Annotated in this window: 12 protein-coding genes and 1 tRNA gene; 11 read left to right on the top strand and 2 right to left on the bottom strand. The window is 36.4% G+C overall.

The annotated features are described in order from the left end of the window. Positions 1-8: 8 nt before the first annotated feature. Together GQR45_RS00825 and GQR45_RS00820 are read right to left on the bottom strand one after the other, a co-directional pair. Complete coding sequence (locus tag GQR45_RS00825; protein WP_165724827.1) at positions 9-1,334, bottom strand: surface lipoprotein assembly modifier; 1,326 nt, start codon at positions 1,332-1,334, stop codon at positions 9-11. Positions 1,335-1,817: 483 nt separating this feature from the next. Next, positions 1,818-1,893 (bottom strand) — tRNA-His (locus GQR45_RS00820). Positions 1,894-2,176: 283 nt separating this feature from the next. On the opposite strand from GQR45_RS00820, the gene GQR45_RS00815 reads away from it, so the two are divergent. The 11 genes from GQR45_RS00815 (at position 2,177) to GQR45_RS00765 (ending at position 13,531) form a co-directional block, all read left to right on the top strand. Next, positions 2,177-2,995: a mechanosensitive ion channel domain-containing protein gene (locus tag GQR45_RS00815; RefSeq protein ID WP_007582322.1), complete on the top strand. Its 819-nt coding sequence runs from the start codon at positions 2,177-2,179 to the stop codon at positions 2,993-2,995. A gap of 185 nt (positions 2,996-3,180) precedes the next feature. After that, complete coding sequence (locus GQR45_RS00810) at positions 3,181-3,963, top strand: DUF481 domain-containing protein (RefSeq protein ID WP_007582317.1); 783 nt, start codon at positions 3,181-3,183, stop codon at positions 3,961-3,963. A gap of 105 nt (positions 3,964-4,068) precedes the next feature. Beyond that, on the top strand, positions 4,069-6,783 hold the full coding sequence (locus GQR45_RS00805; protein ID WP_346774186.1) for an SLBB domain-containing protein: 2,715 nt from the start codon (positions 4,069-4,071) through the stop codon (positions 6,781-6,783). A gap of 39 nt (positions 6,784-6,822) precedes the next feature. Further along, a complete protein-coding gene (gene wecA / locus GQR45_RS00800) occupies positions 6,823-7,887 on the top strand; it encodes a UDP-N-acetylglucosamine--undecaprenyl-phosphate N-acetylglucosaminephosphotransferase (protein ID WP_165724826.1) in 1,065 nt (354 codons plus the stop codon). A 14-nt stretch (positions 7,888-7,901) separates the two neighbouring features. Beyond that, a complete protein-coding gene (gene gspG / locus GQR45_RS00795) occupies positions 7,902-8,297 on the top strand; it encodes a type II secretion system major pseudopilin GspG (RefSeq protein ID WP_165724825.1) in 396 nt (131 codons plus the stop codon). Next, positions 8,297-9,946 carry a GspE/PulE family protein gene (locus tag GQR45_RS00790; protein WP_165724823.1) on the top strand — a complete coding sequence of 550 codons (1,650 nt, stop codon included), beginning with the start codon at positions 8,297-8,299 and terminating at the stop codon, positions 9,944-9,946. Before gspG ends, GQR45_RS00790 begins: the two co-directional genes overlap by 1 nt. Next, entirely contained in the window at positions 9,946-11,148 is a 1,203-nt protein-coding gene (locus tag GQR45_RS00785; protein ID WP_165724821.1) for a type II secretion system F family protein, read from the top strand. Before GQR45_RS00790 ends, GQR45_RS00785 begins: the two co-directional genes overlap by 1 nt. Further along, positions 11,149-11,559: a prepilin-type N-terminal cleavage/methylation domain-containing protein gene (locus GQR45_RS00780; RefSeq protein ID WP_165724820.1), complete on the top strand. Its 411-nt coding sequence runs from the start codon at positions 11,149-11,151 to the stop codon at positions 11,557-11,559. Then, a complete protein-coding gene (locus GQR45_RS00775; RefSeq protein WP_165724818.1) occupies positions 11,549-11,980 on the top strand; it encodes a prepilin-type N-terminal cleavage/methylation domain-containing protein in 432 nt (143 codons plus the stop codon). Before GQR45_RS00780 ends, GQR45_RS00775 begins: the two co-directional genes overlap by 11 nt. Next, a complete protein-coding gene (locus GQR45_RS00770; protein WP_165724817.1) occupies positions 11,973-12,653 on the top strand; it encodes a prepilin-type N-terminal cleavage/methylation domain-containing protein in 681 nt (226 codons plus the stop codon). The genes GQR45_RS00775 and GQR45_RS00770 overlap by 8 nt, the downstream gene beginning before the upstream one ends. Continuing rightward, the gene (locus GQR45_RS00765; protein ID WP_165724815.1) at positions 12,653-13,531 is read left to right on the top strand and encodes a type II secretion system protein GspK; all 879 of its coding nucleotides are present in this window, start codon (positions 12,653-12,655) and stop codon (positions 13,529-13,531) included. Before GQR45_RS00770 ends, GQR45_RS00765 begins: the two co-directional genes overlap by 1 nt. The last annotated feature ends 5 nt before the right edge of the window (positions 13,532-13,536 follow it).

Genomic DNA, 13,536 nt, shown 5'->3' with positions numbered 1-13,536 from the left:
ACCTTAAATTAAAATGAGTAAGAAGCGCTTAAATTGATATCTAAACGGTCATATTCGAATAAAGAAATATTACTGGATTTATCTTGATAGTTGGCAGCCAACTGTATTGCTAAATCACGATTAACTAAGTAGCGAACAGAAGTTGAGAACATAAAGAGGTTATCGGCACGTTCTTGTAAAAATAAAGGGTGATCATCTTTATAATTAATCCATTGGTATCCAGCAAGAGATAACAACTGCCAATGTTGAGCTGGTTGAGTGTTCACTTGGTAGTATAAACTCGTAATATTACGGCTATTAAATTCACCTTCAGTAATATCGGCTTCTTCATTTTTAGCGTTAATGCTTAAGCTTTGAAACCAATTTCGAGTTGCGTAGCTAGCACCCGCATTTATCGCATAAAATGAGTTATCGAGCTTTTCATCAAATTTATTGTTTAAAACACCCGCAGTCGCAGAGCTAAATAAATTAACTTGTGTATTCAGCTTATAACTAGCACCTGCTGTTAAAGCTGATTCAGTACGATAAAGATCGCCATCAAGCATTAATGGAGTCGTCGATACTTGTGCAAACCAACTTATGTCATTTTGTTTATATTGATAGGCAGCACTAATATGCGTATTTATACGATCGTATTGGCTGAGTTCTGCAAACTTGTACCACCCGGTATTAACGCTCAAAGTGATTAAACTTTTTTGATCTATGGGGTGAGAGTACTTTCCTCTGTAATTTAGTCGCGCATAGTTGTCTTGCGTACTTTTACTTTCTGGCGATAATAAAAATTCACCAATATTAGGAATTATAATCGTATTTTCTGCCGTACCCGCATTTACGTTGCCATCAACGCCAAGTGCAAGCTCAATATTTTGCTTATAAGAACGCCCAGCTTCTTGCTTTTTAAGTGTGGTTGTATCAAGTAACGACTGTGCCGAAAACTTTATGTTATTAGGTGTGTTAGGTGAGTTAATCAGTATTAAAGCTTGAGTATCGGCAGCAGGTAAATTATTAACGGTTAAATAAGCACGAACTAAGTACAAGCGAGCTTCATACCATCTAGGGTTGTTTTCAACCACGCGTTCAAAAGCAAATACAGCAGGTGCCGCATTTCCTGTTTTAAGCGCAGAGACCCCAAGTAAAAAATCATAAACAGGCTCACCTAAGTATTGAAATTCACTGTTACTTTTTTCGTAAGCCTGAGTATATTTCTTTTCAAAAACTAATTTTTGCAGTTCAATCAGTAGATTATCATATTCATCATTGATTTGAGCCAATGAGCTAAAACTTATTAAGGCCAAATAACTACATAGTAAATTTCTTAAAAGCTGTTTAATCATGCTTAATTTTATATCCCATAGGAAGTTTGATGTTTTGTAATAAAGTGATGTTATACCAATCTGCTTATATGTGAGGTCTATTTAACGTTAAGAAAATCACGCTAGAACTAGGCGAAAATTTTTGTATCTAGTTGTTCTAAATAAAAATTTTTAACAACGTTTTAGTGAAATTTAATTCGTTAAGTTGCTCAAATATTTATGCAGGTTTGGTATTAGTACTAGAAATCTAGCACTTTTTGTACTTAAGTACAGCCAATGTAATCACATTGGTTAAATAAATGTTATTTAATTGCAGGCTAAATACTTGCTTAATAAATCTTCAAGTTAAACTAATTAAAAAGGGAGAGGTTGCTGATAAACTAATTTTGCTTAAAATATTAATTAATTTGGGTAACAAAGCTTAGGTATGCTGTATAGAATATTAAAAAATATAATTTAGGGGAATTATTAAAATATAAATAAGGGTATTACTAGGAGAAAAAGTGGGGCGATTGACGGGGCTTGAACCCGCGACAACCGGAATCACAATCCGGGGCTCTACCAACTGAGCTACAACCGCCACTACACACACCTTGTTTGGTGTGGCGCGCATAATACATAAAATAATAAATGTTGTGAAGTCTAAAAGTGAAATAAATTAAAATAATTTAAATAAACAAATTTAATCAGTGTTGGACAGCTAATATTTACGGGGATCAGGTAACATATTTGTCGCATAACCTTCGCGAAAAATCGAATATAGGCGACTTTAATAGTATTAATTTATTATTCTATGAGAATAAATTGTAAATTAATGTATAATAATGCTCGGAAAACGCTTAATAAAAACATTTGGAGTAAATATGGATTCAGTACTTAATTGGCTTAACGATAACTCAGGCCTAATCTTACACTACGGTATACAAGCTGTTGTTGCGCTTGTTATCTTTTTACTTGGTAGTCGTATCGCTAAGTTTTGTTCTAACTTAACTGAAAAAGGTTTTGCTAAAAAGAAAGTAGATAAAGCTGTAGGGTCGTTTGTTTCAAGCATTGTGTACACACTTGTATTTGCTGTTACTATTTTAATGGCACTTTCGCAAATTGGTATTGAAACAACTTCGTTCATTGCTATTTTAGGTGCTGCAGGCTTAGCTGTTGGCTTAGCATTACAAGGTTCATTATCTAACTTCGCATCAGGCGTACTTATTATTTTACTTCGCCCATTCAAGTCTGGTGACTTTGTTGAAGCAGGTAATAAAATGGGTACTGTTAAGAAAATCGAAATATTCTCAACTGAACTTCGTACTCCAGATAATAAAGTAATCATCGTACCAAACTCTCAAATAATGTCAGGCGCTATTACTAACTTCTCGCGTGAGTCTACTCGCCGTATCGATTTAGTTATTGGTGTTAGTTACGATGCTGATTTACGTCAAGCAAAAGAAGTATTAAAATCTGTATTAGATGCAGAAACACGCATACTTAAAGACCCAGCTTATACAGTAGCTGTATCTGAGCTAGGTGATTCTAGCGTAAACTTTGTTGTTCGCCCTTGGGTTAACGCTGCTGATTACTGGCCTACTTACTGGTCATTAATGGAAAATATTAAAATTGCATTAGATGATGCAAATATTGCAATCCCATTTCCACAAATGGATGTTCATTTACACAAGCAAGACTAATTTTAAATAGTTATTTAATTAAAGTTATCTTTAATTGTTTTAGTGATAAAACGGCTATTAGACATAAAATTTCATGCAGTATTTGCTGCATGAAATTTTTTACATTATTACTTAGCTGTTTAGCTTGCTCTAACAAGTAATGCTTTAATAAAATAGATATACATTTATACAAAGGTTATTTTTTAATGAAATTAAAGCTTTTATCAGTTTTAGTTGCAGCATCTGCTGCAACAAATGCATTCGCTGCAGACGCAGATCAAAAAACGTGGGAAGTTACCAGTGAACTTGGTGCTATTATCACAAGTGGTAATACAGAAACGACCACACTCAAAGGTGGTATTAAAGTACAGCACAACCTTGAACACTGGAACAACGAATACAAGCTAGATGGTATCTACAAAGAAGATGAAGTTGAAGATGCGAATGGCGACAAAAATAAGCAGCGCACAAATGAAAAGTACTCGATTTCAGCGCAAGGTAATTACAAATTAAATGAAGATCATTCTCATCTATTCATTTATGGTTCACACGTTTCAGATTATTTTGGAGCATATAGAAGTGAGTCAGTAATTTCTGCAGGTTACGGTCTACGTTTATTAAACGAAAAAACAATGTGGTTAAGTGCCGAAGTTGGTCCTGGTTATAAATATTTTGAATACCCAGATGACAGCACTGAAATAGATGATAACGGTAACTCTCTTGCTGGCGAGTTTGAAGGCGAAGTAATTGCCTTAGGTAAATTAGATTACAACTGGCAAATTTCTGAGAGTGCACGTTTTACTCAATTAGTTGCTGTAGAGTATGGTGATACAAACACTAAAACTCGTTCAGAAACTGCATTGCTTGCAAAAATAAACGGCTCATTACAAATGAAAGTCGCTTTTAATGTCACTAACAACTCAGATGTTGCTGACGACAAAGAAAGTACAGACACTGAAACGTCATTCACGTTGGTTTATAGTTTTTAATACCATTTAAAATTATATAATGGGTAAGCATGCTTACCCATTTTTTTTACCTAAAAAATGATGTAGTATGCCGCGAATATCTTTATTTTACTGGAAGGAAACTTTGTGAAGCTAATTAAATTAATTACGGTATTGCTTGTATTTTCAATTGCTACGCCATCTTTTTCGCAAGGTAGTGGTCAGGGTGTTGCACCAACAGAGCAACAACTAGAGCAATTTAAAAAACTACCAAAGGCACAGCAAAAAGCATTAGCTGAAAAGTACGGTATCGATTTAGATTCATTAGGTATTTTGGATGGTGGTCAAGCTCAGGATAAAGAAAATAGAGATCAAGAAAGTCGTTCAATATTACCTCGAGATTCAGACAATGAGGGTACTGAAAATTTAACTGATGAAGAAAAGTTCAAACCCAAAGAAGAAGAAATAAAGCCATTTGGATATGAGTTATTTTCTGGTGAACCAACTACCTTTACACCTTCTGAAAATGCACTAGTTCCAAATACTTATGTAGTTGGCGCTGGTGACTCATTTACTATCAATTTATATGGTAAAGAGTCATTTAATGATGAAGTTATAGTTGATAGAGAAGGCCGTTTAGCAATAGACAAGTTGCAACCAGTTAATGTTGCTGGTATGCAATATAATGAAGTCGTTGAATTAATAAAAAATAAAATAGAACAAGAGATGATAGGCGTAAAAGCATTTGTTTCAATGGGGAAAACTCGAACAATTAGGGTTATGGTCTTAGGTGAAGCTTATAAACCAGGTGCCTATACTATCCCTTCCTTATCATCAATAACGCATGCATTATTTGTAAGTGGTGGACTTTCTGATATAGGTTCATTACGTAATATTCAATTAAAACGCGCAGGAGAAACTATTCAAATTCTTGATTTATATGATCTTCTTATTAAAGGTGATAGTTCAGATGATGTTAATTTGAAACCTGGTGATGTTGTATTTATTCCACCAGTAGGAAAGCAAGTAACAGTAAGTGGTGAGGTTCGTCGCCCTGCTATTTTTGAACTAAAAGGTTCAGAGTCAATTGACGACTTAATTGCCATGGCCGGGGGGTTAAATGCACAAGCTTATCCGCAAAAAACTGTTGTTGAGCGCTTCACTGGTAATAGCTCTAAAACTATTTTGCAATTAGAACTGACTGAACACACACAATATATAGCTAAAAATGGTGATACAATTAAAATCCCAGCATCAAGTGATGAACTTGATAATGCAGTAACATTATTAGGAGCAGTTACTTATCCAGGTAATTATTCTTGGACAAAAGGCGATAAAATCAGTCGATTATTTACATCTATTAAAAGCGACTTATTACCAACAGCTGATTACGACTATGCACTAGTTGTTAGAGAGTTTAATGAAAAAGGTGATATAGAAATACACCAGTTTTCTCCTCTTGAAGCATCAAAAAACAATAGTAAAAGTAATATAGAACTACAGCCAAGAGATATAATTGTAGTTTTTAGTCGTTTTCAAACTAAAGATGAAGAAGAAACAGCTTTGAAAACACTTGCTCTTACAAAAGGGCAGTTAGAATTACGCGAAAAAATAAAGTTGTGGAATAAATATGAAGAGAAACAATTTTATGAATTTATCGATTTAGGCGGCTCGTTAGAAAAAGAATTAGCAGAACAATTAGCTGAAGAAGAAAGTAAAAAAATCACTAGTATTACCGACCTTCTTAATAATCAGGAAAAAGAGCTAAAAGAAAGTGATTATGCTGCTTTTAGCCGTGAAAAGTTATTAAAGCCGATTGTTGCTAAGCTTAATCAACAATCAACATATAGAAGTGATGTTAAAATATTTGGTATTCGTGGGGAAGTTCGCTTTAGTGGAATTTATCCACTACCAGTAAATGCAACAGTAAAAGAAGCTGTACTTGCAGCCGGAGGTTTAAAAGAGTCAACATACCTAGATAAAGCAGAAATTACGCGTTATGACAATCAGAAAAAAAGTTCTTTAGAGCATGTAACTATAAATTTAAATGAAGCACTTGCAAGCGATACGAGCGAAAAATTTGGAATTCAAAGTAAAGATTCAATCAGTATTTATCCAATACCGAATTGGCAAAAAGATTTACAAATTGAAATTGTTGGCGAAGTTCGCTTCCCTGGTGTTTATAGTATACGTAAAGGTGAAGATTTAACTAGTGTATTACAAAGGGCTGGTGGTTTTACTGAGTTCTCTTATCCTCAGGGGGCAATTTTTACTCGCGAATCTATTCGATTTCAAGAGCAGCAGCAACTTAATAAATTATCTGAAGACCTAAGGCGAGATATAGCTACAAAAAGCTTTAACAGTTCTATAACAGATTCATCTCTTAGTTATAAAGATATGGATAGCTTAATTACTGACTTAGCAAAAGTTAGAGCCGTTGGGCGCTTGGTTATAGATTTACCAGCTATTGAGCGAGGTAAAGAGCATTTACCATTACAAAATCAAGATGTACTTTACATTCCTACAAAAAGTAACAGTATAAGTGTGGTCGGAGAAGTTAATTTTGCAACTTCGCATATTTATAATGCGGGTCTATCTCTTGATGATTATATTAATAGAAGTGGTGGGTATAAACAGCGTGCAGATGAAGACCGTATATATATAATTAAAGCCAGTGGTTTAGTTGAAGTGCCAAATGAAGGGTCATGGTTTGCTGCAAATAAAGCGGATCATTTAAACCCTGGAGATACAATTGTTGTACCATTAGATACTGAACACGTAGATAATTTAACTATGTGGAGTACAGCTACACAAATCCTTTATCAAATGGGTGTAGCATTAGCTGCTATTAGTTCGCTGTAAACATGAAGTATATTTCTAAAGAGAAATTGGGCCTTCGCTATGATATTTGAACTTGTTATGCTGTTTTTTGCATTTGTTTTTTCGTACGTAGTTATATTCGCTATAACACCATTAGCTGTGAAATTTGGTTTAGTTGACACGCCATGCAATCGAAAGCAACATGATGGAGCAATACCGTTAATTGGTGGTTTATCAATTTTTTTAGCCGTATTTATATCTGTTATAACTTTTTATCCATTAACAACACAGATTATTAGTTATTTAGTATGTGCCGGTGCAATCGTTGTATTGGGGGTGGTCGACGATTATCGTCAGCTTGGTGTGAAAATACGGCTATGTATACAAGTAATCGTTGCATTAGTGATGATTTTTGGCAGTGACGTATATATAGAAAACCTTGGAGACCTGTTTTCTTTTGGTGACGTTAACTTAAGCTGGTTTGGTATTATATTTACGATAATTAGTGTCATAGCCTGTATAAATGCCTTTAATATGATAGATGGCATAGATGGATTAGCAGGCTCACTTAGTATATTAACGCTGCTTTCTGTATTTATTTTAATGTTACTTAGCGGTAATTATGCTTTTGCTTATTTACCCCTTATTATCATAGCCACTGTGGCGCCTTATCTTGCATTTAACTTAGGTATCAAAGGCCATAAAAATAAAAAAATATTCATGGGTGATGCTGGTTCCATGTTTATTGGTTTAAGTGTAATTTGGTTTTTAATGGTAAGCACACAGGCAAGTGAATCTGCTTTTAGGCCTGTAACTGCTCTTTGGATTATTGCAGTACCGCTAATGGATATGATGGCAATTATAATTCGTCGCACTCGAAAGGGAATGTCTCCATTTCATGCTGATAGAGATCACTTGCATCATATATTTATGAGAGTAGGCTTTAGCCCTCGTCGAGCTTTAAGTCTCATATTATTCTTTGCAGTTATTATGAGCTCAATTGGAATCCTTGGTGAAATACTCCAAGTGCCGGAGTGGTTAATGTTAGCGTTATTTATACTTGTATTTGTATTTTATGCGTTAACATTACAACATTGCTGGAAAGTAGCACGATTTTTAAGACGAAAAAACATTAAGCATAAGTGAATTAAGAGAGAGTTATGAAAAAGAATCACGGTTTTACAATGATGGAACTACTCGTTGTTATTGTTATTTTAGGTTTACTAATGTCGTTAGTAGCACCTAAGTTTTTCTCAAAATTAAGTTCATCTGAGAGAAAAATTGCAGCAGCGCAAATGTCATCATTTGAAACAGCAATAGACACTTATCGTCTTGACCTAGGTAAATACCCAACAGAACTATCGCAGCTACGCCAAGGCGATGAGCCTCGTTGGGATGGTCCTTATTTGCCAAAAGATGTTCCGCTAGATCCTTGGGGAAACCCATACATATATAAAGTACCAGGTACAGAAGGTAATCCGTACAGCTTAAAATCATATGGCAGTGATGGCAAAGAAGGTGGCACAGAAAATAACGCGGACATCATTCATCAATAATGCAACTATATGACCTACTGCTTAACAAATTTAGCATCGATCCGCACGATCTTGAACGTGCAACAAGCTACCAAGCAAAATACAGTGGCCGACTTGAACAGATTCTCGTTAATATGGGAAGTTTGCCAGAGGATCAAGTTGCATTATTGCTAAGTGAATACTTAGATATTCCTTTATTTACCAATGACCAATATGCAAACTTTGCTCCTTTAATGATAGATAAACCAATACTTGATATTTTTATATCGCAAAACTGGGTGCCTATTAGCGAAGAAGCTCAGCATATTGAATTTGCCTGTAAAGACCCGCTAAACCAAGTAATGAACGAATGGTTAATTAAAAATAATCAAGCGTACTCTTTATTTATAGCAAATGAAGTTGATATACAGCTGCTAATAGCTAAATACGAAGAGCCCACAGCGGATATTTTTGACGACAACCCACTTGACGAAGAAGAGCGCCTTAAAGAGTTAGCAACAGAAGCACCAACGGTAAACTTACTTAACTCTCTTATTAGCCGAGCACTGCGTCAAGGTGCTTCCGACATGCACCTTGAGCCGTATCAAGGGCGCTATCGCGCACGTTTTCGTGTAGATGGAGTATTGCACGAAGCTGAAACAATATCAGCTCGCAAGCAATTACCAATAATAACTCGATTAAAAATACTTTCGGGTATGGATATAGCCGAAAAACGCCGTCCGCAAGACGGCAAAATAGAAATGAAAATTGCCAATCAAGAAATCGACATTCGTGTATCGGCACTTCCATTAAACGACGGCGAATCGGTAGTAATGCGTTTTTTACGCAAAGAAAACGTACGTTACGACATGTCAGTTCTTGGTTTATCGTCAGATATAAATCAATTGATTTTAGAAGACATAAAAACCACCTCCGGAGTGGTATTACTTACAGGCCCTACAGGGTCGGGTAAAACCACCACCTTATATACCTTTTTAAATGCGTTAAATAACGACGATGTAAAAATTATTACCCTAGAGGACCCGGTTGAATACCAATTGCCGGGTATAAACCAAGTGCAGGTTAATAGCGATATAGGTTTTGACTTTTCGGCAGGTTTACGCTCAGTAGTACGACAAGATCCCGACATAATAATGTTAGGTGAAATACGCGATAAAGAAACGGCTCAAATTGCACTGCAATCGGCGCTTACGGGGCATTTAGTATTTAGTACGGTGCATACTAACGACGCTGCAAGCGCATACACACGTTTACTTGACTTAGGGGTTGAAGAGTTTTTACTTAACGCCGCATTAGTATCAATTGTAGCGCAGCGTCTAGCACGTAAAATATGTGCCCACTGCTCAGAATCAGAACCAAACGCACAACAGCTAATAGAAAAATACGATTTAAATAACTTTGCTCAACGTTTTGAACTACCAAGTATTGAATTAAAATATGGTAAAGGCTGTGATCATTGTAGCCAAACCGGTTATAAAGGGCGTATGGCTGTAACTGAGTATTTACGTTGCGACAGTGAAATAAAAGCCATGCCCAAAAATGCCGACTTTATCCCTAAAGCAAAGCAGCATAACCAAAGCCTAAATAGGCGTACATTATTAGAAGATGGCTTATATAAAGCGGTGCTTGGCCAAACTACCATAGCAGAAGTAATTAGGGTTGCTGGTTAATGCCACTATTTAATTACAAAGCTTACGATGGATCGGGTGCTAAGTCGCATGGGCAAATAGATGCCATCGATCAGCAAGATGCTCTTGCTAAGCTAAAATCCCAAAAGTTACTTGCCTTCGAAGTAACCGAAGAAAAAAAGCAAGTATCGTTTGGACTATCGTTTAATAGTAAAATATCGTTGTCTGATCTTGAATTTTTAACCGCCGAGCTCAGTTTATTGCTTGCAACAGGTGTAAGAATCGACCGTGGCCTCGACATTATAAGGCGCACAAAAGCAAAACCTGCGCTGGCAAAAATGTTAGGCGATATAAGTAATACAATAAAAAAAGGCAGTAGCCTATCGCAGGCATGTAGGGCGCATCCCGACGTTTTTGATAACCTTTATTGTAACTTAATTGAATTGGGTGAAGCCTCAGGTAACTTAAGTGAAATATTTGCAGGGCTCGCTAAAGATCTAAAATTTAAACGCGAGTTACAACGTAAAATTATTGGCTCGCTTACCTACCCTTGCGTTATTTTATTTGTATGTATACTAAGTATATTTTTTATATTTAATTTTATTATACCTAAAATGGCCGACATGTTTAGCCAGCTAGAAACCATGCCATGGTACACCGAAGTTATGCTCTCTATTAGTGCATGGATGAACCAATACCAAGGTCTATTAGCATTAGGAATAATCGCTATTGTGCCAGCAATTATGTGGGCCTCTAACAAGCCCGCATTTTTAAAGTGGTGGCATAAATCGGCACTAAAGCTACCAGTTATTGCCAACGCCACTATTACCGTAGAACGAATTCGTTTTAACAGCGGTTTAAGTTTAATGCTTAAAGCGGGTGTACCTATCGACCAAGCGCTTGAACTTTCAACCGGTAATATTAAAAATCACGTGTTAAATCACGAAATGAATATAGCCCGTAAAAAAGTTAAGCGTGGTAGCCAGCTAACCCCCGCACTGCAACAAACATCATTGTATCCACCATTTTATATATCATTATTAGAAGTGGGCGAAGAGTCAGGAAACCTCGATATTGTATTTGAAGAAATAGCTAATCGCTCTCGTCAGGACTTTGAAACATGGACCGATAACATGACCGCGTTAATAGAGCCACTCATGATTTTATTTATGGGCGGGTTTGTAGGTGGCATTGTTGTAGTAATGCTAATGAGCATGGTTTCGTTAAACGACGTAGGTTTTTAAATGCATTTAGTTGGTTATAGGTTTAATAAAGGGTTTACCCTAATTGAGCTTATTATTGTACTTAGTATTGTAGGTTTGCTACTTGCTATAGTTGCGCCTATATCTATTAAAGCGGTAGACAAAACTGAGGCTAAAACAGAGCTATTAAGCACAACCAAATGGATTAAAAACATAGGTTTTCAGGCATTTATAGAGCAACAAAATTACACCTTAGAACTCAAAGGTAATACTTTAAACTTATATCAAAAACCAAGTAATATATTAGTTAAAACTAAAACGCTGGAGTCGTTAAGCTTTACTCAGCAGTGGATTAATTTTAATGCCAATGGCTTTGTAACTCCAGAGCACATTGAGGGGCATTTTAGAAATGAGCCATTATCTATTTTGTTAGAGCCAGCAAATGAAAAATAAAAACAGTAGCGGCTTTACCTTAATAGAACTGTTAGTTGCCACCATTATTTTATTTATGGCAATGGGAGCCGTGTCGCTAATTTACCGTGGCGCATTTATATCAAGCGAAAAAGCCAGTAACCACGTTAATATAGTGGCTAATGTGCCCGCATTATTAAGCCAAATAAAACAACAAGTACAAAGTGCAAGCGCCGAGCAAACACAACTAAACGGCCAAGGCAATGCATGGCAAAGTACTTACACTTGGCAAGCAAACGTACAACAAACAAAAACAATTACCGATGCCACAATGGCACTGGAGTTTGGTGAGGGTAACTCAGTAAAAACGCAATTTAAACTATGGCAAGTAACCCTCGTCATTAATAGCCATGGCATTGTAAAAAATTACACATTTAACGAAGTGAGCTGGCACGATGCGTAAGCAGCAAGGCTTTACTTTAATAGAATTACTAATATCGGTTACGTTACTGTCGTTACTTATGTTTACTGGCAACTATGTGTATATGCAATTAGCATCACGTTGGAACAAAGAGTTAGGTAGTTTTGAGCAAAATGCCGCGCAAACTAAGGCCGTTTACTTATTACAAAACACGCTTGATGGCGTAGAGCCTTACTTAATTAAAAATAAAAAAGGTCGCCCCGAAATGTTTTTTGTAGGGGGCAGTGACAGTTTGTTAGCCATTACCAAGCGCGGCCTTATAGATACGCAAAACCCCGAAATATTTAGGTTAACTGCCGTGCAAACCCCAAGCGGAAAATATAATTTAGTTTATCAAGCTATATCCGGTAGTGAGTTATTGCTTATTAATACCGAACAAAATATAGAGTTTACCCAACAAAAAGTATTATTAACCAACCTAGATGAAGTTAATATAAATTATTTTGGCTGGAAAAACCTAGATGAAATGGCAATGCAAACTCCCGGTGTTTTACCCACTTGGCAAAATAGCTACTCGGGGATCGACCAGCAACTAACACCACAAAAAATAAGAGTCACCTTAATTAAAAACCAGCAACCACTTACGTTTTATAGCCAGTTAGATAAAGAAGCAAACACCTGGTTTAGTAATTACATGCAAACGGGCGACTTTTAATGCAGCGTGGTATAGCGGGTATAGCGGGTATAGCATTAGTACAAGTACTGTTAATTGTGGCCGTACTTTCAATACTTGCTTTATACTTTACCCAATCGGCGCGTAATCAGGTACATAACGCCACTTTAATGGTCGACAAAGCACAAGCCTATGTAGAGCTACATAACGCACAAGCAAATGTACTTTATGCATTACTTACTGAACAAAAAGATCCAGAGCAAGCCAATAAAAATAACCAAAGTAATAATGTGCTTACAAACAATTGGAACTTTCATGGAGCCCCATTTAGCTATAACCAGCAAGTAACTGTAACACTGCAAGATTTACGTGGGCTGCTTAATTTACATTACCCAAACAAGCAGCGGTTAAGGCAACTATTGACCTACAGTGGCTTAAATGATTATGATGCGCAGCTAACTTCGCAGCAAATAATAGATTGGCAAAACTTAGATACGCGCTCCGATTACCTACCCAGTAATATAACCGCGCGTCATGCCGCTATTCACGATATAAGCGAGCTTAAGCACTTAGGCTTGAAAAGTGATCAACTAAATGCGCTGCAAGCTAACACAACACAATATAAAAAAGGGGCGTTTAACCCCATGAATGCACCCAACTCGCTGCTTAACGCATTATTAAGTAGCGACGTAGCAGCCCATGTTATTATGTTGCGTAATACAAAACACTTAACAGTGCAAGAGTTTGCACAAGTAACGGGCTTTAGTGAAAGTGAAGATATTATTTTATATCCGTCAAATTTATTTAAAGTAACCTTGCAAGCTCATGTGGGCGATGCAAGCATACAGAAAGTAATTTATTACCATTTGCAACCAACAGGCAAGCCAGTGGTCAACATAGTGGCAGTTAAGGCGCAGTAGAGCAT

The sequence above is a fragment of the Pseudoalteromonas sp. SA25 genome, assembly GCF_011378705.1.
GTDB classification, from domain to species: domain Bacteria; phylum Pseudomonadota; class Gammaproteobacteria; order Enterobacterales; family Alteromonadaceae; genus Pseudoalteromonas; species Pseudoalteromonas arctica.
The sequence above is the reverse complement of the archived record's forward strand: the minus strand, read 5'-3'. Positions and strand labels throughout refer to the sequence as shown.